Source organism: Mesobacillus sp. S13 (assembly GCF_020422885.1).
Classification (GTDB): domain Bacteria; phylum Bacillota; class Bacilli; order Bacillales; family Cytobacillaceae; genus Mesobacillus; species Mesobacillus selenatarsenatis_A.
In genome coordinates this window covers 917,395-937,447 of record NZ_CP084622.1, presented here as the reverse complement: position 1 = coordinate 937,447, position 20,053 = coordinate 917,395, and the positions used below count along the sequence as shown (strand labels likewise).

Below are 20,053 nucleotides of genomic sequence, written 5' to 3'. Positions count from 1 at the left end.
CCCCGCGGAAAGCGAAGCGCCTGGAACGGAAATCAACAGCCCCCATTTCAGCACCAACCAAAAAAAAGACTGTAGACAAGCTCGATTTCCATCGAGTTTGTCTACAGTCTGACCAGTCCTGGATTAGGACTGGTTTCCTGGTAAAAGTTTAGCGATTGTTATCATTTTTCTGGTTTTCCGGGGATACAGTGAAGGCATTAGAAGTGTTACCTAAACCTGTTGTATCAGATGGTTTACTTTCCATGCCTGTAGCATAAGCGTCAGCTGCACCATTGGATCCAGAGTTTGAAGAATTTGATTCGGACGCCGAGTTCACCACTGGGTTATCCATCGCAGTTGAGCCTGCTTCCTTCACTTTTGATCCAACGTCCTTGAGGTCTTCCTTAGCATCCATCACTGTTTGCATAGCTTCCGATGAATTGGATTTCGCCTCATTCATTTTGCTGAACACATCATCATTCAGGCGCTGGTAAAGGTTTTGCGCATCACTGATGGCTTCTTTTAGGATACTGGATGCTTCTTTAAAACTGCTCATCATTTGATCCTTCACATCAGTAGGATTGTTTTTGACTTCGCTGAACACATTCATTGACGTGTCTTTGGCATCGACTGCTTTATTCTTTACCTTTGTACGAGTGTTTGAGTCAAGCAGTGTCAATGCACCGCCAATGGCTGCGCCAATTAATACACCCTTCATTAGTTTGCCATTCGATGAACCTGTGCTGGATGAGCCTGTGCTGCTAGAGTTGTCTAGAGCATAGCTGTTTGAGTAGCCGCCCATTGATGTATTGTTAGAATAGGAATCACCAGAATTTGTGCTCGCGTACGTTGTTGTGCCAGTTGTCGTATCATACGTTGCATTTTCCCTTGAAGAACTGTACATATTGTTGTTCATATTATAATTGGAGTTGTTACCTGTTTGGTTAGAAAGAATGTTGTCAGACATAATAGATTTCCTCCTTTAGTTTTTGGTGTTTCAAATTGTTATGTCTATCTAATTCCCGGGTCTGACAAGCGTTAAACAGGATATATATACCTTTTGTCAAGAGGATAAAATTACCATGTACACAAAAAAAAACTCACTCCTTTTATCGGAATAAGGCTTTCCTGCGTTATCTTTTATCTCGGTCTCTCACTTGAAACAAAACCGAAGCTGACATGATCCTGAACCGGGATCCATGCTCCGATCCCCTGTGAAACGACATTTTTGACGACGATAAACTTCTTGCTTCCTTTTAGCATCAAGTAGACCTCACCATAGGTTACCTTGCCCTTTTCGTTTATCGCCGGAGCGTAGGCGTAAAGGTAACCGAGGCGTTTTGGCTGGATATTATAAATATGATCCTTTTTCGTACCCCCGCCAACAATGGTTTCAAACGCCAGCGGCAGCCCCGTTTTCTTTGCTGCTTTTAAAAGCATCATTTTTTGCACATCTTCAGCGTTCTTGATTTTCGCTGTCAAGCCACCCTTCACAGACTTTTGCTGCTCTTGTACATAATGGATTTGATAAATAGAATTCCCGCCGCGATTATCATAGTAGTTGGTATTTATTTTCTGGAACTCCCAGTTCGGGGAAGTTTCAGTCGATACATAATTCAATGGCCATTCCCCAAGGTATACAATCGCACGATAGCCGATGGCAAAAGGGGTGCTGTTAATGGAAGTTTCATTCAGCATTCTGATCAAATCCGGGTTCTCAATCTTTACTTTCGATGTCTTCAACAGGTTCTTCGTCAGCTCACTAGGCTGTAGGAAAGGCAAATCCTCTGTCGGGTTTGGGTATGTGTTGTCTTTTGTGATATTCATGACTGAGTTGGGGATTGTATACTTTGCGCTTTCCTCCTGCTTAGGTGGTGGTGGAGCCTTTTTCCCTTTCCCTTCCTCAGCAAAGCCTGGCGCTAAAATGGACATCATGAAAACAGTAGTCATAACTAGAATAGCTGCTGCTTTTTTCATCGGTGTTGTTTTCTCCTTTCACTACGGGAAACTTATAAGTTTGTTTATAGTGTTTTCGGAGTTCATTAACTTTATCCAAAGTTTAAGGTGGTTTTCGGAAACTTTGTTAATTCATTTACATAATAAAAGGCCCTGCATTGTGCAGAGCCATAAATCATCGTGCCGACGTAAGCAGCTTATTATAAAGTTTTTCACAGTAAGGGTAGAACAATTGGATAAGCGGGCCGATGGCAAAGGTGACAATCAAGGTTCCGATACCGATTGGTCCTTTAAAAATGAATGCAGCGGACAGGGCGAACACTTCTCCAAGGGTTTTAGCTACCATCAGATTGAGGCCAAAGCGTTCTCTTAATGCCATCATGAAATTATCGATTGGGATCAATGGAAACTTTGGCTGCAAATATACTGCCAGCCCGAAGCTCAGCGCGACCATTCCCAAAATAAAAACTGCAAATTGTTTTGCGTAGCCGGTCACAACCAAATCTTCGAACACTCGCAAAAGCCAGAAGTCAATCAGCACACCAGTGATCAGCAGCGTGATGATCGCCGCAACATCTGGACGTCTTTTTACTAGAGACGCATTGATGAAAATCATGACAATCCCCACAATTACAACCCAGCTGCCAGGTGTCAGCCCTACAGTTTTCGATAAACCGACATTGAGCGCATCCCATGCACCTGTTCCCAGCCCCGCTTTAATCGTCATCGAGACTCCAAAAGATAGAATACTTAACCCAATAATGTAAAATAGAGTGCGATAAACAAAAGCCATATTCCTTATTCTCCTTCATCTATAACCTTATAATGGACATTTAGGCTGTCCACTTGCTTGGATATGTCCATTAAACTGTCTTTCTTGGACATTTTGGCCGCCCACTTGCTTCGAAATGGCCTTTCTTAGACATTTTGTCTGCCCCTTGGCTTCAAAAGTGTCCAATTTAACGTTTCCGTTTTTTAGTCCAACAGGAACTTGCTTTTTTACAGCGAAAAAAGAACCCTGTCCTCTCGGAACAGAGTTCATTAGTTCTATTATATTAAAGCATGTTCAATCCAATACTCATTATAGCATAACAAACTATATGTGTATCTCGCCTTTTTAAGGCAATTTATTGAACGATTTCAAACGTTTCTTCAACCTCGATGCTGCCTACCACCGATTGGACCATCGAGCAATTTTTCCTCGTCAGAGCCATCGCCTTTTCGATTTTCTTTTCATCGAGATTGCTGCCGGCAATGCGGAAGTGGACTGTAATCTTGCTTACTCTGTTCGCTTCCTCCTCTACACGTTCAGCATCCGCCTGGATATGGATATCCTCGATTTCCATCCTCATTTTTTCCAGCACCTTGCGCAGGACACCGCCGCTGCATACCGCTATAGATGATACGAGCAGCTGGTAAGGCCTGAAACCATACTGATCATCACCCGCCACATCAAGCCTGCCAAAGTCTGTCTCTGTATAAAAACCAACATCCGGTTTCATTTTGAATTCCATGATACCCTCTCCCTTATCTATCCGCTTATAAAGTAGTTAATTTTGATTATTACCATGAGATTACACTATTTTTTCCTTAATTAAAAATAAAAACCGTTGCACTAAAAAATTTATATCGTTAACATCTAAAGAGTATTAAGTACCCAGGGAGATTTTAAATATGAACATAAGTATGAAGCTTCGTTTCTGGATTTTGGTCAGCATTGTCGCGATTTCCGGATTTTCACAGGGGATGCTGCTTCCCTTGATTGCAATTATTTTTGAACAGGATGGTGTATCATCATCCATGAATGGCTTGCACGCCACAGGTTTATATATAGGCATACTGATTGCCTCACCATTAATGGAGGCGCCTCTCCGCAGATTCGGTTACAAGCCCATCATTCTCATCGGCGGCTTTACCGTCGCCATTTCCCTTGCATTATTTCCATTATGGAAGTCCTTTTGGTTCTGGTTCTTGCTTAGGCTCGCAATCGGGATCGGAGATCATATGCTTCATTTTGCCACACAGACATGGATTACTTCTTTCTCGCCTAAAGACCGGATTGGAAGGAATATTTCGCTTTATGGATTGTTCTTTGGGCTCGGATTCGCTGCCGGCCCGCTGATGACAGGGTTTGTTAAAATAAACACCGCGCTGCCGTTCATTATTTCTTCTGCCATAAGCCTTGCCGCATGGCTGACCGTCTGGCTTTTGAATAATGAGCGGCCAGAACACGACACGGATTCTACTTCATTTTTCGGGACAATGAAGAGATTCGGGAAAGTTTTCAAATATGCTTGGGTCGCATTCCTGCCGCCGTTTGGCTATGGATTTTTGGAAGCGAGCTTAAATGGCAACTTCCCTGTTTACGCCATGAGATCTGGAATTGGCGTTGATGCAGTCGCACTTCTGCTTCCAGCATTCGCGATAGGCGGGATCCTTTCCCAGCTTCCGTTAGGAATATTGAGTGATAAGCTTGGCCGTAGGAATGTCCTGCTATTCGTCACGGTCACCGGCTTCATCAGTTTTACTGCTGCCGGTTTGCTTGAGAATTCGACAACCGGACTGCTTGTTTGCTTCTTTATAGCAGGAACGCTTGTAGGATCTACGTTCTCCCTTGGAATTAGCTATATGGCCGACCTGCTGCCGAAACAGCTGCTGCCAGCAGGCAATTTGATGTGCGGAATTTTCTTCAGCTTTGGAAGCATCAGCGGTCCCTTCATTGGCGGGCTGGCCATACAATGGCTGAAAGGCATCAGCTTCTTTTATGTGATCAGTACGATGCTGCTGTTGATTTTCATCGCCCTGGTTGCCGTTCGTCATGATGGTTCAACCCAACAGGCAAACTCTGTGTAAAAAGAAAACAAGCTCCATGTTCGATTTTTAAAACCCAAAAAAGCCTCCCTATTTCGCAGGGAGGCTGTTTCTTTTTCGGGCTGGCCGGTTGACAAGCACGATACCGACGACTACAAAAAGTAATCCAGCAATGACAAAATAATGTATTGGTTCAGCAAGCAGCACCGCTGATAGTATCACGCCGAATACAGGGACGAGGAACAGATACAATGAGACCTTGCCGACCTGATTGTACTTCATGACATTGTTCCATAAAATAAAGCCTGCTGCTGAAAGAAATGCCAGATAGAGAAGCATCAAACCTGACTTTAAATCGAAATCGAAAGGCGCAATCCCCACTGAGAAAGCTCCAATGGCAATCAAGCCGAGGGATCCCAGGATCATCTGGTAAGCTGTTAAATAAATGACCTCCATCTTAGCGCTACCCTGTTTTGCAAGGATATTTCCGTAGGCACCAGCCATCATCGCTCCCATAAGCAGGATTTCTCCAATACCAAAACTGATTTCATAATCACCATTAGGCCAGTTCGCGAAGATAACCCCTGTGAATCCGACCATCAGCCCGGCAACCTTTAAACGGCTCATCCTGTCATCAGGATAAAGGAAGTGCGCAAGCAGGATTTGAAAAAACGAAGTGGTCCCGGCAATGATTGAGCCCTGGATTCCGGTTGAATAACTAAGTCCGATATAAAACAGGACATATTGGAGAAACGTCTGGAACAGGCCAATTTTCAGAAGAGACTTAGTACTTTCGGGCCTGAATTTCATCTTCCTTTTTAAAAGGAGGAACATGATCAGGATAAGCAGCCCGGCAAGCAGGAATCGGTACCCTGCAAACAGCATTTGCTCCCCCATCTCTTCCGGCCTGATATCAAGGCTGTTATAGCTCAGCTTTATGAATGGGAACGCACTTCCCCATAGGAAGGTCGCACCTACAGCCGAAACAGCAATTCCAAGCGGGTGGGTAAAAAAGTCTTTTGTTGTCATTAAATGATCTCCTTAGACAGACGCATTATTCTTTCAAAAAGCATATATTGTATGGTAACATAATAGTGAACACAATATGTATTTTTCGACTTGGATTCTCGCTGTCACCATTCTGGTGGCAGCTTTCGTGTTTTTTAAGGGGATTGATTGTGATTATTAGTATCATTTAGAGAGATTTAAAGGAGGAGAAAAGGATGGCACAGGGAGCAAATGCATTGTTAAAGAAAAATCCGGTTCCTGAAGTAAGCTTTTTGGAAAAAATAAAACCTCACGCCGAACTCATCGCTGCCGTAATCAGCGGGATCTTGATTGCTGCAGGATGGATTTTAAGCAAGGGAGATTCAGAAACTGCATCTGTCATCGCTTTTATCCTGGCCTATATCATTGGCGGTTTTGCTAAAGCAAAGGAAGGTATTGAAGCGACAATTGAAGACAAAGAATTGAACGTTGAGATGTTGATGATCTTTGCTGCGATTGGCTCGGCCATTATTGGTTACTGGACAGAAGGCGCGATTTTGATTTTCATTTTTGCGATGAGCGGAGCGCTGGAAACGTATACGATGAACAAGAGCCATAAGGAAATATCCTCTTTGATGGAGCTGCAGCCGGAGGAAGCATTGAGGATTGCAGATGGAATTGAGGAAAAAGTGCATGTTTCAGAATTGGAGATTGGCGACATGATTTTGGTGAAGCCAGGTGAAAGAATTCCATCCGATGGCAAGGTCGCCAGAGGGCAGTCAACGATCGACCAGGCTGCCATCACCGGGGAATCCATTCCGGTTTCGAAAGATTCCGGAGATGATGTATTTGCAGGTACGGTCAACCTGACAGGATCGCTTACCGTTGAGATTACAAAACGAAATGACGAGACACTGTTTCAAAAAATCATCCAGCTCGTCCAGAACGCGCAAAGTGAAAAGTCCCCTTCCCAGCTGTTCATCGAACGGTTTGAAGGCACTTACGTAAAAGTCGTTCTGGCAGTCGTCGTGCTGATGATGTTCGTTCCGCATTATCTGCTTGACTGGAGTTGGACGGAGACGTTTTACCGCGCGATGATCCTGCTTGTCGTTGCTTCACCATGCGCACTCGTTGCCTCGATCATGCCTGCAACTTTGTCGGCGATTTCGAATGGCGCGAAACACGGAATCCTATTTAAGGGCGGAGTCCACCTGGAAAATCTGAGTCACCTCAAAGCAATCGCTTTCGATAAAACAGGGACTTTGACAAAAGGCAAGCCGGAAGTAACCGATGTAATTGTCGCTGAAGGGCTTGATACTGATGATGTCCTGCTTAAAGCAGCATCAATTGAAAGTCACTCCAACCACCCGTTGGCCAACGCTATCGTGAAATATTCCAAGGAGGTGCTTGGCAAGGAGCTGATTCATCCAGAGAGCATCGAGGATGTATCAGGCTGGGGTGTGAAGGCTCACTTTGAAAATGAGGATTGGAAAATCGGAAAAGCCGACTTTGTCGGAAGGACCGAAGCTGAATCCTTCTCTGGCGGGGCCGCGTTACAGCTTGCAGCACAAGGCAAAACCATCGTTTTCATCGAACGGAATGGTCAGCTTGCAGGGTTGATCGCATTGAAAGATGTTGTCCGTGAAGAAACGAAACAGGCAATCGACCTGTTAAAGTCAGAAGGCATCTACACGGTCATGCTGACAGGAGATAGCCAGAACACAGGCAAGGCCATCGCGGCTGAAAGCCATGTTCAAGGATATATCGCTGAATGCCTGCCAGAAACAAAGGTTCAGGAATTGAAGAAATTGAAAGACCAATATGGCCAGGTTGCCATGGTTGGAGACGGCATCAATGACGCGCCTGCACTTGCAACCGCAAATGTCGGCATCGCAATGGGAGAAGGTTCCGATGTTGCTTTGGAAACAGCAGACGTCGTCCTGATGAAAAACGACCTGCCAAAGATTGCCGAAGCCATCAACCTGTCCCGCCGAATGAACACAATCGTCAAACAAAACATCGTGTTCTCGATCCTGGTCATCATGGTGCTCATCGCATCCAACTTCCTTCAGCTGCTCGACCTGCCATACGGAGTCATCGGCCACGAAGGCAGCACCATTCTAGTTATATTAAATAGCTTGAGGCTGTTGAAATAAAGGTTAGCTCCCGCTGGTGAAAATCCAGCGGGAGTTTTTTATTACCCTGGATTAAGCCAAGCTATTGATGACAGACATCTCCTCTCTGCTTCCATTGATTTTTGTCCGTCATGGCCTTGCTGACGGACATTTCCTCTCTGCTTCCACCGATTTTTGTCCGTCATGGCTTTGATGACGGACATTTCCTCTCTGCTTCCACTGATTTTTGTCCGTCATGGCTTTGATGACGGACATTTCCTCTCTGCTTCCACTGATTTTTGTCCATCATGGCTTTGATGACGGACATTTCTTCTCTGCTTCCACTGATTTTTGTCCGTCATGGCCTTGCTGACGGACACTTTTCATCTGCTTCCCCCGATTTCTGTCCGTCATAGCCCCGCTTAAGCATCCTATCAATAAAGAAAAGCGCCCTCCGAATGGGGCGCTTGGTGTTAGTGATATCCGTTTGATCCGTTTGCTGAACCGGATGTTTTTTGGCTGTGGTTGCTTTTGCCTTTTTGCTTTGTGCTTCCGTCTTTTTTCGTCTTCTTTGCCATCCTGAATTCCCCCTGTTCATAAGAAGTGAGGAGCAAGCCTCAATTGTATCATCTGCAAAAACAGCAGAGGTTACCTGAGGTAATTTCAGGATAAGTCAGGATGTCAGCAGCCTGCTTTCTTCTCACTATAATAGGCATTGATTTCTCCGCCGATGATAATGATGTAGGCGGATAAATAGAGCCAGATCATCAGGACAATGATCGCTCCAATACTGCCGTAAGTAGCGGTGTAGGAAGCGAAATTGCTGACATAGTAGGAGAAGCCGAGTGAAACGAGAACCCATCCGCCTGTGGCAAAGATCGAACCAGGCACCCCGCTGATGCACGTAAGCTTTTTATTGGGAGCTATCCAGTATAGCCCGAGGAAAACAATAAACAAAATCAAGATACTGATCAGCCACCGGAACATATTCCAGACGTAAACGAATTCTTCCTTCAGCCCGAAATTCGCGAACAGCCAGCTGCCGATTTCTTTCCCGAACACTGGCAGAATCAATGCGACCAGAAATACAAAGATCATGGCAAAGGTCAAAAAGATTGCCATTAACCTGCTTATGATGAACGACCTTGTTTCCTCTACTCGGTACGCACGGTTAAATGCCCTGACAATGGCATTGATCCCATTTGAGGCGGACCAAACCGTTGCCAGCAATCCAAAGCTCAGCAATTTTCCGTCTTTTTTCATGATATCCTCCAGGCTGTTCTTAATCAGGTCCATCGATTCACCTGGAGCATAATCATCAAAAAAACCGAGGATATCCACTTCTGAAATTGGCAAATAAGGAACCAATGTGACCAAGAAGATCAACAGCGGAAATAAGGAAAGCAAGAAGAAATAGGCCAACTGCGCGGCAAGAGCCGGAACATCGTCTTCCTGTATCCTCTGCCACATATGCCTGAAAAATGATATATCAACCATTGATTCACCTCATTTATGCTTTCCTTGTCCTGCCATGGGCTTGTCAGTCATTATTCATTTTCATCTATATGCTGCTGTGCTTGGGCAGATGACGCAATCTTCCTCAGTGTTTCTTTCGTGTCTTTGACCAATTCCGTAACCTGAGGAGGTACATCCTTTATTTCTTCTACCTTTTCAGTGATAAAAGCAACGTCCTCTGTTACTTGTTCCACTGTTGTCCGCACTTTATTCGCTGTCTCCCTTAGGTCTTCAATAAATTCATTTGGATTTTTGACCACATATGCTACACCGCTGGAAACCTTGCTGAAATCCTCTTTAACAGCCTGCCGGGTCGATTTCTCCAATAAAGTAACCGCTCCGCCGGCCATTGCACCTAAAACCATGCCCATCCAAAACTTTTTCGAACTGCCCATGTTTTCTCCTCCTAGAGTCTTCCTGATCTTTGCAGGTCTCAACTCGCCTGCTTCCTAACTAACATTTTCCACGATTGCCACTACTTCATGCAAGTATTGAGAAAAATATTGTGAATTTTTATTAGTCATTCTCCGGAGAACTTAAAAAATCTTAGATCATTTATTATTCGCAAAGATACCTTAACAACAGCTACTCAGGTATCCTTTCAACTGCCCTGCTAAGTTTTACCTGATAGATATTGCTTGACTCACACTAATTATCAGAATATTCTTGTTGGAGAACATTTTTCGAAGATAATTTTACAAGGGGGCACAACATGACATTTGAAGATTGGATTGGAAAAATTAGCGGCTGGGTTTGGGGTCCCCCTCTATTGATTTTGCTTGTCGGGACTGGAATCTACCTTACCTTCCGCATTGGCTTTTTGCAGCTGAGGCTGCTGCCTTACTCACTTAAGCTTGCTTTTACAAAAAAACAGGACAACCGCTCTGAAGGGGATATCTCTCATTTCCAGGCATTGATGACCGCGCTGGCTGCAACAGTCGGTACGGGTAATATCGCCGGTGTCGCGACCGCAATTTTCACAGGCGGACCTGGTGCAGTATTCTGGATGTGGATTACCGCATTCTTTGGAATGGCGACGAAATATGCAGAAGCTGTTCTAGCCGTCAAATACCGGGTCGAGGACAAGGACGGTGAGATGTCTGGCGGTCCAATGTACTATCTTGAACGCGGACTTGGCCAAAAATGGCTTGGGGTCTTATTCGCTATATTTGGGGCGATCGCTGCTTTCGGTATCGGCAATCTTGTTCAATCAAATTCAGTTGCCAGCGTTGTCCAATCAACATTTTCAATCCCGGCCTGGGTTACGGGACTTGTATTGACCATTTTCACTGCACTTGCCCTGATTGGCGGAATTAAGAGCATCGGAAAAGTCACTGCCCTTTTCGTCCCAGTGATGGCAGCATTTTACCTTCTCGCTGGCCTGGTCGTCATGATCATGAACTTTGACCTTGTCCCAGCAGCAGTTGCACTTATTTTTACAGATGCTTTCACTGGCGAAGCGGTCGCAGGCGGTGCACTTGGAACTGTCATCCGGATGGGTGTTGCCCGCGGTGTCTTCTCAAACGAAGCTGGTCTCGGTTCCGCACCAATCGCTGCCGCTGCAGCCAAGACGGACTTGCCGGGACGGCAGGCTCTTGTGTCGATGACCCAGGTGTTCATTGATACAATCGTCATTTGTTCAATCACGGGGATTACCATTGTCATGGGCGGCTTGTACACCGGTGACACAACAGCTGCCGACCTGACTTCAGCTACCTTCGGCAAGTTCCTTGGCCAGACTGGTTCTGTAATTGTGGCGGTAGGATTGCTGTTCTTCGCCTCATCGACCATCATCGGCTGGTCTTATTATGGAGAAAAATGCTTCTCGTATCTCTTCAGCAAAAGTGTCGTGTTTTATTATCGAATGGCATTTGTCGTCGCTGTTTTCATCGGTGCGATTTCACAGCTGGAAGTTGTATGGGGAGTAGCCGATGTCATGAATGGATTGATGGCCTTCCCGAACCTGATCGGGCTGCTCGGCTTGTCTGGCGTGGTCGTGGTTGAAACGAGGAATATCCTGAATGCTATAAAAGAAGAGAAGAAAGAATCTAACACGTATAGTGCCTGATTGCAATCCGGCGTCACAAGGGCGCCGGATTTCTAATTGACTTTTTTTGACGGACGTGGAAAGATGGTTGTACAAACATTGAGAGGATGAACGGAGTGGACTTAACGAAAAATTCTCCTGAAAACGTTGATTTCATGGTTGAGAAAATCAAGGAAAAATTGAAGTTCATGAACCTTGGCGCGATTAAATCGACGCATTTTGACAGTGAGATGTATGAAGAGTTGAAAGAAATCTACGATATGATCATGAGAAAAAATAACTTCAGCCCAAATGAAATGCAGGCGATCGCTGAAGAGCTTGGAAACTTAAGAAAGCAATAATTGGAGCAGGCACCATTTAAGGTGCCTGTTTTTTTGTTTTGAGAAAAATGTCAAAACTTTTTTGTTTCCACTATGCATATATTGTTATACGATTGTATTACTACTTTTGGAAGGGAGTGTGGAACCGTGAAAAAGCTGATGATTTATTCTCTGAGTCTGTTCATTTTGCTTTTACTCAGCCACAGTGCTCTTCCTGCCGAAAAACTGAAATTATTCGAGCCTAAATCAAAAGCAATCATCAGCATGGATCAAATGCATGAAGATGCTCCCGGCCCAGGCAAAGAAGACAAACAAGCCGCTTTCATTCAACCCGTGTTTGTCCTTCTTGTTTTAACCAGTTTTATAAGCAAAACAAAAGACAGGACAAACAGGAATACAGCTTTATCTGCTTTTCTAACCGCAGTCTTTTTCCAGTCAAACTATGTGATCAGCCCTCTTCGATTTTTTCTCTAAAAAAAATCAAGGAGGAATGATAGTATGTGGTTTCGATTCCTGATGATCGGTTTCTTCTCACTGACTGCGATGGGCTTCATGTTTTATCAGGGCATTGAGTTTTATCAAGCGTTTATAGATTACTTTAAACAAAATAAGTAAGAACAAAGCGAAACGGTCCCCGATTATGAGGACCGTTTCTTCTTTTTATGCTGCCTCCGCCCAATCTTCACTCATCAATTCCGCATAAAAGCTGAGGAACTCTTTAAAGAATGGATGGTTGATTTTTGCTTCGGCATACTCCAGCAATGGTTTTAGGACTGGCTTGATGAATCTTGCCAGCATTTCTTCCTCTATTTCTTCCAGCTGTTGAAGTCTTTCGCGATCGTCTTCTTGTTCCGCCTGGATTTCCCCCTGTAAAATTGAACTCATAAAAGCCGTCATGCTGCCGAAATGGTCTGGCAGCCGGTCTTGCTCGAGCGGGAAGTAAAAAGCTGTTTTTTCATAAAGGCCGATCAGGCATAGCAGTTCATGCCTGCGGGCTTCTTCATCTTCATTACTTTTACTATAAGACGAAAAGTATGGGGAGACAAAATGATCTCCCGGTATGAAAAAGTGATTGTCATACCAGAGCTGCACTTCTTCCCGATTGTATAAGGAATGAAATGAAAGCTCATTCTGCATTCCTTCAGGGACATCGTTCATGAATGCTTCGTAGGTGTCCCATTCGCCCAGCCAGATGCTTGTCATGATATTCGCAATCGCCAGCTTTCCATATCGTTCTTCCATCATTGTCTCCACCTTCGTTTTCCAAGAAATTTCAGAGTTTCCTCCGATGTTGTTACGCTTTTTCCACGTCCACAAATACGTCCTGCTGTGCCGGACCGCCAATCAGCAAGTCTGCGAGATAGCCTTCGAAGTAGCTGCCATCGCGGTCAGATAAGGCATTGACGGAGAAGCCCAGTCCGCGCGGTTTTGCATAGCCTGATTCTTCATGGAGCGGTTTGTTGAACTGGTACGGTGTATGGCCATATTTCCCTGCTGGTTCTATTGTTTTGCCATCCACTTTAACTGCTTTTGAACCGTATGCCTCGTGCCCAAAGCTGAAGTTCGCTCCGACGACGCCTGGCTTGATTCCTGGTGTTACAAGCGCACGGCCCTTCACTTTAGAATTATTGGAAGAGATATAAATCTCATCATCTGTTTTGATTCCTTTTTTCTTCGCATCAACCGGGTTGATCCACACATAGTTTTCAGGTTTGATTTCACGCAGCCATGCATTGCCTTCGGTACGGTGCGTTGCCATATTTCTTGATTTCCAGTTGATGAACTGGAGCGGTTTGTTTGGCTTGTAGACTTCGCCATCGTATGTCTTGATTTCCTCTGCTACCGGCACGCCTTCAAAGAACTTGCCTGTGTAGGCACTCTTGAAGCCTGCTGCTTTTTCATCGTAAAAATAAACCTGTTTTGCCCACTGATACTTAAGTTTGTTGCCGATATATTCATCGCCAGCTGCCTCAAAGCGTCCTCCGCGGTTCAATACATAGACGACTTTCTTCCATTCTTCCGGTTTGACGGCATTTTTCAGCTTCTGGATGTCGAAATATTTGCCTAATGCCTTCTGCCTTGCTTTTTCAAAAATCGCCAGCTCTTCAGCGTTTGCATCTTTTACCGGCTTCTGGCCGTCAAAAGCGATGTTCGCAATCCGTTTTACGTAATAATCTTCAGGTGTGTGTATCGCTGATCCGTCAGCCAATGCATTGTCTCCTACACCTGGAAGGCCTAAGCCTTTTAGCAAATCGATGTACACCTGTTCAGTTGGACGTGCGTCAGGAACGACTCTCGTCACCGGCTGGATGACACCTGCAAACTTATGCTTCAGGATTGGGAAGATGTCTTCTGCATTCCAGCTTTCCAGGTACGCAAGATCCGGTAAAATGAAATCTGCATACTTGGAAGTTTCACCGATGATCACGTCAGATGCGACGACAAGTTCAACAACTTTTGAATCCCTGATGAACTTGGCCTGCATTTCTGATCTTGGTGCAGACATGACCGGTGAAGTCCTGTTGATCAGCAATGCCCTGATTTTGTATGGATAGCCTTCAGCCGAGCTAGGCAGGACATCATGAATCAGTTTATTGCCGAACGGATACCATGGGCGTTTCGCTGGATATCCATCTTTAGCAAATAATGATGTTTTTTCATAAGGAACCTTATGCCTTGTGACCGGGATTCCCCAGCCTTTGTTGGCATTTGGCACTGTCGCGAGATCATATCGTCCCTCGGTTGCTTTATACTTAGCGCCAAGTACGGTATCGCCACCCTTCCAGTCATGGTTGCCGACAAGGTGGTTCAGCATATTGATGGCACGAACACTGTAATAGCCATTTGTGTGCATTGCCGGTCCTCGGTAAGAATGGATGCCGACCTTTTTACCATGCGAAGTGAACTCACGGGCAATCTGGACAATCTGGTCAACTGGCACATCTGCCTGCTTGGCGTATTCTTCGATTGATTTTTCCATGACTCTGTCTTTAAAAATACGGAAAACAGATTTCACTTTGATACCATTTATGGTTGTATCTACATCAAGCTCTCCGTTTCTTGCTTTTGCATGTGAGACCGGCTTGCCATTTTCGATGACCACAAACTCCTCGCCGCCGATTCCAAGGTCCTGTGCACGGACGAACGGGCGCTTCTTTTCCCCGACATTGACAAGGAAAGAAGCATCGCTCCAGGTTGTTTCGCCATCCTCATTCGCTGCTTCCTGGTTCGGGTTGCGAAGATAAATATCGTCATAACGGTTGTTCTCGATGATCCAGCGGCACATTGCCATAGCGAGCGCACCGTCACCGCCCGGTTTTACCGGAACCCAGACATGCGCTTTTTCGGCTGTTTTGCTGAACCGCGGATCGATCACCACCATTTTCATACCGCGGTCGATCGCATTTGTGATCTGCGGTGCGAAAGTGGTCGGCCCACGGTTTGCGACCATTGGGTTTGTTCCCCAGACGATGACCATCTCCGCATTGTCATAATCGGGAATCATCCGTTTCTTCGGCTTTTCTGCATCATGTGATCGGACATTTCCCATTACGCTTGTGATACCGCAATAGCCGCCGTGATCATAGTAGTTGGCTGTACCTAGGCTGCTAGCTGCGAGACGTTCGATGAATTCGCGTCTGTGCCCAGCCATGACAGCGATTTGGTTCGCCTTAGGCCCAAGGTCAGGATGGTTTGTATCAATTAGGACATCCTTGTATTTTTTATCGAATTCAGCCTTTGTCATTTCTCCAGCCTTCAGCAGATCCCAATCGGCCATGACCGCTTCTTCCGGTACGTATTTCCACATTTCTTTCAGACCAGGTGTGCGAAGATCCTTGCTGCCCTCGAGGATTTCCTTGTATGCCTCTTCCCAGCTGACCGTTTTCCAGACGCCGCTTCCTCTCTCGCCCACGCGCTTCAATGGCTTTTGGATCCGGAATGCATCATAGTTTGTCTGGATGCCGGCCTGCCCCTTCAAGCAAGTACGTCCGCCGCGAAGTCCGCGTCCCATTTTGGCAACATCTCCGGTTCCTTTTACAGCCTGTGAAACTGGAGTATCATAGTTGATATGGCCGATTTGCACCATATTGATCGGGCTGTACTGGTTGCCGGCAATCTTGCGGACGATGGAAGAATAAGCTCCGCCTGCCGCTCCAGCCGTAATATAAGTTTTGATTGTACACGTTGCATTACATTGCTGACATGACGTGAAGATAACATTTTCCGCTGTATAATCTTGATAATCGGTGCCAGTTCCGTGAGGTTCATCAATCCAGACACCGCCCATTACCTGCTTGACTGGCCCGACGAATGCCGGTCCGACAAATGCGACAGCGCCAAGCGTTCCGAGCGCTTTTAAAAATCCACGCCGTTTCATTGGTTTATTTTCCATTATGGCTCACCTCGTCAGAAGTTTCTTCGATTGGCAGCAGCAGCTCACCGAATGAGTAGATTAATAGCCCCATCGCGACAACGCCGACGCTGACCATCCATTCCTTGATCGTTGGCGCGTAATTGCCCCATGGCAGTTCGTGAAAAACAGGTGTGACTAGCGGCGGGACAACTATATTGAATCGGACTCCGATGATTCCAATGACGATCAGGACAGCAGCCGCAAGCAGTGCATTGATGTTCTGGCTTGTTTTTTTCCAGAAAACAATCGTGATCGGAATGACAGCTCCCAGGAACATTTGCACGAACCAGAATGACCAGGCTTTTTCACTGGCCATCATCGTTGCCAGGGTATCCAAATGTTCTGCCTCAAGACCGTACCACCCGATCAGATATTCATAGAATTGAAGACCAAGGTCGATGATCAGGAACCCGACCATCAATTTTGCGAGGGATACGACCATCCCTTGATCAATAGGCTGTTTCTGGACCTTTTTCTTGATGACATACATCGCTAAAAGCAATGCAGTTCCCGAAACCATCGCAGATACGACGAAAATGATTGGGAATAAAGCGGTATTCCATGCTGGTCTTGCTTTTACAACAGCGAAGATGGTTCCCGTTCCGCCGTGCACTCCAAGGATCGCGAGCGGAATCCCGATGGTGCCGAGGATTTTCATCCACATATGATCGCGCTTCTTCGTAGCTGCATTGATGGTTGCGTTTTTAAATGTGATCAATTTTGCGACAAAGCCTTTCAGCGAATTGGTTTTTGCCGCGCGGACAAGGTCTTCTCTCATCGCGATGTATAACTCGACTGCCAGTAGTCCGATGTATACGAGGTAAAAGTGGACTTCCCAGGCAAGCGGTGACGTGACATTCCAGTAGATGATCGCATTGAGCATGCGCTCCGGACGGCCAAGGTCCATCAGGACGAAGGTCAGTGCTACGATCATACAGACTATCGCGGTAAAAAGCGCCGCCTTTCCGACTCTCTCGTACTCTTCCATTCCGAAAACATAGATCAAGGTTGACAGCAGGAACGATCCCGCACTCAAACCAACGAAGAAGATGTAAAAAGCGATCCATGCTCCCCACGGGGTGATGCTTGATAGATTCGTAGCCGCCAGCCCCGTGAAGAAGCGCTCTACGATAAAATAACCGCCGATCAAAAAGGCAACAGTTAAGGCTGAAACCCATATTTTAAAAGCTTTCGATAAGGTCACATTAATTTTAGCTTTTGATGTGCTTTTCTCTTTTAAATCAACAGCAAGATTGGCCATCGCCAGTCCCTCCTATCTTAGATAAATGACATTCGGATGTGTTCCAAGCTCTTCCTTCAGGCGGAATGCTCTTGGACTTGCAGCAAGCTTCGATACCACGCTGTTCGGGTCGCTGATGTCACCGAAGAAGCGAGCATCGCCAATGCACGTTTCCACACATGCTGGCTCTTCGCCTCTTTGCAGGCGGTGGAAGCAGAAGCTGCATTTTCGGACTGTGCCGATCGGCGTCTTGCCTTTTTCACGATTGCCGCGTTCGACGCCGTATTCAGGACTCGTTACATCATTCGCGCCTTGCATTTCCTGTTCATAGCTTTCGCCGAAATCGAAGGAGCGCGCGCCATAAGGGCAGGCAACGATGCAGTAGCGGCAGCCGATGCAACGGTCATTATCAATCGCGACAATTCCGTTTTCCATTTTATAAGTCGCTCTTGTCGGACAAACCTGGGCACATGCCGGTTTGTCACACTGCATGCACGGCCTAGGCAGGTTGACCGCCTTGATGTTCGGAAACTCACCTTCTAGTGATTCCATGACCACGTTGTAGGAAATTCCCGGCGGCGTCCTGTTCTCGGCCTTGCAGCTGACCGTACATGTATCACAGCCGACGCATTTTTTCAGGTCGATGACCATTGCCCATTTCGGACCGTCACCCTTCCTGATGTCAGGTCCATCGCCAGAAGCATAGTAGTTGCCAAATTCCTTTGTCAGTGATGAAGAATAGACTTTATGGAAGTCTTCAATTTTCAGTTTGCCGCTGATGACCTTCCTTGCATCCCGCGCCATGTTCAGGCCAAGCTCTGTGTCATACTGGGATTCATCCATTTCCTTCTTGGCATCTGGAAGCATCTTGTCGACCATTTTATCGTAATCCACCTTTTTCTCATTTGAAAAAAGACCCATTTTCACTCACCTCTTTTTTATGCGTTTAGATTTCTTTTTTGATTTCCTTGATGTCATCCGCAATGTCATCGGTAATATCACTTGTCAGCTCACGAGTCGATTTCTTGAATTCCTTCAACGTCTGGCCGAACGCCCTGCCGATTTCAGGCAGCTTTTTCGGACCGAAGATGATCAACGCCAAAGTCAGGATTAATATCAAACCAGGAATGCCAATATTGGATAGCATGTCGCCACTTCCTTTTTTAGTTTTCTTGCTTATTTATAATGCAAGCTGCGTGCCAAGTTTTTTGGCATGGTGGATTCTTAGGTGTATGGACTGGTGGAGCGCTTGTGGGAGTAAGGATTGAGGAAATCGTGACACTTTTGTGAACGCGAAAAAGCGGCTGAAATCGAATTTTCGAATTGATCTCGGCCGCTCGTTATGTGACATTTTGGCATGGTGTTGCATTTTTGGCATGTGACATTTTGGCATGGTGGGTAGGAATGGCATGAGACATTTTAGCGTGGTGTGCAGGAATGGCATGAGACATTTTAGCATGAGGCTCCAATTTTGGCCTGTGACATTTCAGCTGGGTATGTTGGATTCTCGTACACTTCGATGAGTAAATTTTGGATTAATCGATCATTCCCATAACTGAAAATTCTTGCCTGGAGTGTAGATCCGTCCTTTTGTGGATCCGGTGCTATCAAGGTCCAGTGCGGATAGCAGCCTTTTTGACTGGTGGATGGATGAAATGTTGAGGAAATCGCTGAATTGCGCGTTGGAAATCGACGGCCCATTGATGAGAAAGAAATCTTTCAATGCTGTAACATGTGTGTCCTTTGATGTATGGCCACATTTCTTGCAACCCCATAGACCATGAAATCTTTCCATGCCGATTGTATGGCATTTGGGACACTCCACTCCTTTCTGGAATTCACTATAAGGAAGTTCCTTTATGTCCGGAAGATATGGTGTATTTTTACGCAATAGAAGCTTGACCATTTTCTTTATATCTTGATTTGTGATTACATCCTTTTGATATTTGTCATGAAAAGGGTTGATTTTATAAAAAATGCCAGGGGACTTGAATACTCTTTGGCTGACTTCTTTATTTTGAGTTGGATTTTTAATCAGGGCTTGTGAATTGGTGATGGCAACGAGCGGTTCAAACGGAGGTGGGGAAAATTGATGACTAGTTAGGAAGGCTTTGAGTTGGCGTCCTTGTATTTTCGTCTGGAGGATTGGATCAGGGTATACCTTTTCAATTCCGTTTAAATATTGGATCATTTGGTTGAATTCAGGGTAAAATTCGAGTGTCCCGGCGTAATACTTGGAGTCAATTGGAATGATGAAGGAATTGGAGATGAATAGAGTGTCAATTTGGAAATGAGTATCATTGTAGGGGATTCTGATATCATGAAGGACTGTGAATTTTGAGTGGTCGATTTGTGAGATATGGTAATCTAATTCTTTTTCACCTTTGTAGCCTGCGCGTTTCCGGGATAATTTGTTCTCGAATTCTGTTTTTCGTGGATGATTTACCGGTAATCGTCTTACGATTGCCTCATAAATCTTTATTTCTTTTGGTATGGATCGATTTTTCGCTATCAACTGTTTCACTCCTTCTATATAATTCTCCTAATCATTCGATATTTTATCTTAAATTACCTTCTGTTTTAATTGTGAAAATTTTTATTGGCGAAGTTCACAACTTTATTGGCGATAATTTCATTTTATTGGCGAAAAAATTATTTTATTGGCGATTT

General features: G+C 45.3%; 18 protein-coding genes. 5 read left to right on the top strand and 13 right to left on the bottom strand.

Features of this window, described 5'->3' with window-relative positions; genetic code table 11:
- Positions 1-148: 148 nt before the first annotated feature.
- The 4 genes from LGO15_RS04775 to LGO15_RS04760 form a co-directional block, all read right to left on the bottom strand.
- The gene (locus tag LGO15_RS04775; protein WP_209438011.1) at positions 149-946 is read right to left on the bottom strand and encodes a YtxH domain-containing protein; all 798 of its coding nucleotides are present in this window, start codon (positions 944-946) and stop codon (positions 149-151) included.
- Between the two features lie 173 nt (positions 947-1,119).
- On the bottom strand, positions 1,120-1,956 hold the full coding sequence (locus tag LGO15_RS04770) for a YfkD famly protein (protein WP_226086939.1): 837 nt from the start codon (positions 1,954-1,956) through the stop codon (positions 1,120-1,122).
- 154 nt (positions 1,957-2,110) lie between these two features.
- Entirely contained in the window at positions 2,111-2,728 is a 618-nt protein-coding gene (locus LGO15_RS04765) for a YczE/YyaS/YitT family protein (protein ID WP_167833278.1), read from the bottom strand.
- A 334-nt stretch (positions 2,729-3,062) separates the two neighbouring features.
- Entirely contained in the window at positions 3,063-3,449 is a 387-nt protein-coding gene (locus LGO15_RS04760; RefSeq protein ID WP_167833277.1) for an OsmC family protein, read from the bottom strand.
- 160 nt (positions 3,450-3,609) lie between these two features.
- Here LGO15_RS04760 and LGO15_RS04755 point away from each other — a divergent pair, with 160 nt between their 5' ends.
- On the top strand, positions 3,610-4,788 hold the full coding sequence (locus LGO15_RS04755; protein ID WP_167833276.1) for an MFS transporter: 1,179 nt from the start codon (positions 3,610-3,612) through the stop codon (positions 4,786-4,788).
- Positions 4,789-4,836: 48 nt separating this feature from the next.
- Here LGO15_RS04755 and LGO15_RS04750 read toward each other — a convergent pair whose 3' ends face one another.
- A complete protein-coding gene (locus LGO15_RS04750) occupies positions 4,837-5,775 on the bottom strand; it encodes a DMT family transporter (RefSeq protein ID WP_167833275.1) in 939 nt (312 codons plus the stop codon).
- Between the two features lie 194 nt (positions 5,776-5,969).
- Between LGO15_RS04750 and LGO15_RS04745 the strand changes: the two genes are divergently transcribed.
- On the top strand, positions 5,970-7,889 hold the full coding sequence (locus LGO15_RS04745; protein WP_226086938.1) for a heavy metal translocating P-type ATPase: 1,920 nt from the start codon (positions 5,970-5,972) through the stop codon (positions 7,887-7,889).
- Positions 7,890-8,528: 639 nt separating this feature from the next.
- Here LGO15_RS04745 and LGO15_RS04740 read toward each other — a convergent pair.
- Together LGO15_RS04740 and LGO15_RS04735 are read right to left on the bottom strand one after the other, a co-directional pair.
- Positions 8,529-9,344, bottom strand: a complete 816-nt coding sequence (locus LGO15_RS04740) for a YihY/virulence factor BrkB family protein (protein WP_226086937.1) — start codon at positions 9,342-9,344, stop codon at positions 8,529-8,531.
- A gap of 50 nt (positions 9,345-9,394) precedes the next feature.
- A complete protein-coding gene (locus tag LGO15_RS04735; protein WP_167833272.1) occupies positions 9,395-9,757 on the bottom strand; it encodes a YtxH domain-containing protein in 363 nt (120 codons plus the stop codon).
- Positions 9,758-10,074: 317 nt separating this feature from the next.
- Between LGO15_RS04735 and LGO15_RS04730 the strand changes: the two genes are divergently transcribed.
- The 3 genes from LGO15_RS04730 (at position 10,075) to LGO15_RS04720 (ending at position 12,203) form a co-directional block, all read left to right on the top strand.
- On the top strand, positions 10,075-11,430 hold the full coding sequence (locus tag LGO15_RS04730) for an alanine/glycine:cation symporter family protein (protein WP_167833271.1): 1,356 nt from the start codon (positions 10,075-10,077) through the stop codon (positions 11,428-11,430).
- 95 nt (positions 11,431-11,525) lie between these two features.
- Entirely contained in the window at positions 11,526-11,750 is a 225-nt protein-coding gene (locus LGO15_RS04725; protein ID WP_167833270.1) for a DUF1128 domain-containing protein, read from the top strand.
- 126 nt (positions 11,751-11,876) lie between these two features.
- Entirely contained in the window at positions 11,877-12,203 is a 327-nt protein-coding gene (locus tag LGO15_RS04720) for a hypothetical protein (protein ID WP_167833269.1), read from the top strand.
- A gap of 186 nt (positions 12,204-12,389) precedes the next feature.
- On the opposite strand, the gene LGO15_RS04715 is transcribed toward LGO15_RS04720, so the two are convergent.
- The 6 genes from LGO15_RS04715 to LGO15_RS04690 all read right to left on the bottom strand — a co-directional run bounded on the left by LGO15_RS04715 (position 12,390) and on the right by LGO15_RS04690 (position 19,898).
- Positions 12,390-12,974, bottom strand: a complete 585-nt coding sequence (locus LGO15_RS04715) for a molecular chaperone TorD family protein (RefSeq protein ID WP_226086936.1) — start codon at positions 12,972-12,974, stop codon at positions 12,390-12,392.
- 49 nt (positions 12,975-13,023) lie between these two features.
- Entirely contained in the window at positions 13,024-16,122 is a 3,099-nt protein-coding gene (locus tag LGO15_RS04710) for a molybdopterin-dependent oxidoreductase (RefSeq protein WP_226086935.1), read from the bottom strand.
- Positions 16,112-17,404, bottom strand: a complete 1,293-nt coding sequence (gene nrfD, locus LGO15_RS04705) for an NrfD/PsrC family molybdoenzyme membrane anchor subunit (RefSeq protein ID WP_226086934.1) — start codon at positions 17,402-17,404, stop codon at positions 16,112-16,114. Before nrfD ends, LGO15_RS04710 begins: the two co-directional genes overlap by 11 nt.
- 12 nt (positions 17,405-17,416) lie before the next feature.
- Positions 17,417-18,304, bottom strand: a complete 888-nt coding sequence (locus LGO15_RS04700; protein WP_226086933.1) for a 4Fe-4S dicluster domain-containing protein — start codon at positions 18,302-18,304, stop codon at positions 17,417-17,419.
- A gap of 25 nt (positions 18,305-18,329) precedes the next feature.
- On the bottom strand, positions 18,330-18,530 hold the full coding sequence (gene tatA / locus LGO15_RS04695; protein WP_079505480.1) for a twin-arginine translocase TatA/TatE family subunit: 201 nt from the start codon (positions 18,528-18,530) through the stop codon (positions 18,330-18,332).
- A gap of 396 nt (positions 18,531-18,926) precedes the next feature.
- Positions 18,927-19,898, bottom strand: coding sequence for an NERD domain-containing protein (locus tag LGO15_RS04690; RefSeq protein ID WP_226086932.1), 972 nt, complete (start codon positions 19,896-19,898; stop codon positions 18,927-18,929).
- Positions 19,899-20,053 lie beyond the last annotated feature (155 nt).

What these genes read in the sequence shown, in the direction of transcription:
- LGO15_RS04740 (WP_226086937.1), bottom strand. Translation starts at nt 9,344, where the DNA reads ATGGTTGATATATCATTTTTCAGGCATATGTGGCAGAGGATACAGGAA.
- nrfD (WP_226086934.1), bottom strand. Translation starts at nt 17,404, where the DNA reads ATGGCCAATCTTGCTGTTGATTTAAAAGAGAAAAGCACATCAAAAGCT.
- LGO15_RS04730 (WP_167833271.1), top strand. Translation starts at nt 10,075, where the DNA reads ATGACATTTGAAGATTGGATTGGAAAAATTAGCGGCTGGGTTTGGGGT.
- LGO15_RS04700 (WP_226086933.1), bottom strand. Translation starts at nt 18,304, where the DNA reads ATGGGTCTTTTTTCAAATGAGAAAAAGGTGGATTACGATAAAATGGTC.
- LGO15_RS04710 (WP_226086935.1), bottom strand. Translation starts at nt 16,122, where the DNA reads ATGGAAAATAAACCAATGAAACGGCGTGGATTTTTAAAAGCGCTCGGA.
- LGO15_RS04755 (WP_167833276.1), top strand. Translation starts at nt 3,610, where the DNA reads ATGAACATAAGTATGAAGCTTCGTTTCTGGATTTTGGTCAGCATTGTC.
- LGO15_RS04745 (WP_226086938.1), top strand. Translation starts at nt 5,970, where the DNA reads ATGGCACAGGGAGCAAATGCATTGTTAAAGAAAAATCCGGTTCCTGAA.
- LGO15_RS04770 (WP_226086939.1), bottom strand. Translation starts at nt 1,956, where the DNA reads ATGAAAAAAGCAGCAGCTATTCTAGTTATGACTACTGTTTTCATGATG.
- LGO15_RS04715 (WP_226086936.1), bottom strand. Translation starts at nt 12,974, where the DNA reads ATGATGGAAGAACGATATGGAAAGCTGGCGATTGCGAATATCATGACA.
- LGO15_RS04775 (WP_209438011.1), bottom strand. Translation starts at nt 946, where the DNA reads ATGTCTGACAACATTCTTTCTAACCAAACAGGTAACAACTCCAATTAT.
- LGO15_RS04760 (WP_167833277.1), bottom strand. Translation starts at nt 3,449, where the DNA reads ATGGAATTCAAAATGAAACCGGATGTTGGTTTTTATACAGAGACAGAC.
- LGO15_RS04735 (WP_167833272.1), bottom strand. Translation starts at nt 9,757, where the DNA reads ATGGGCAGTTCGAAAAAGTTTTGGATGGGCATGGTTTTAGGTGCAATG.
- LGO15_RS04765 (WP_167833278.1), bottom strand. Translation starts at nt 2,728, where the DNA reads ATGGCTTTTGTTTATCGCACTCTATTTTACATTATTGGGTTAAGTATT.
- tatA (WP_079505480.1), bottom strand. Translation starts at nt 18,530, where the DNA reads ATGCTATCCAATATTGGCATTCCTGGTTTGATATTAATCCTGACTTTG.
- LGO15_RS04750 (WP_167833275.1), bottom strand. Translation starts at nt 5,775, where the DNA reads ATGACAACAAAAGACTTTTTTACCCACCCGCTTGGAATTGCTGTTTCG.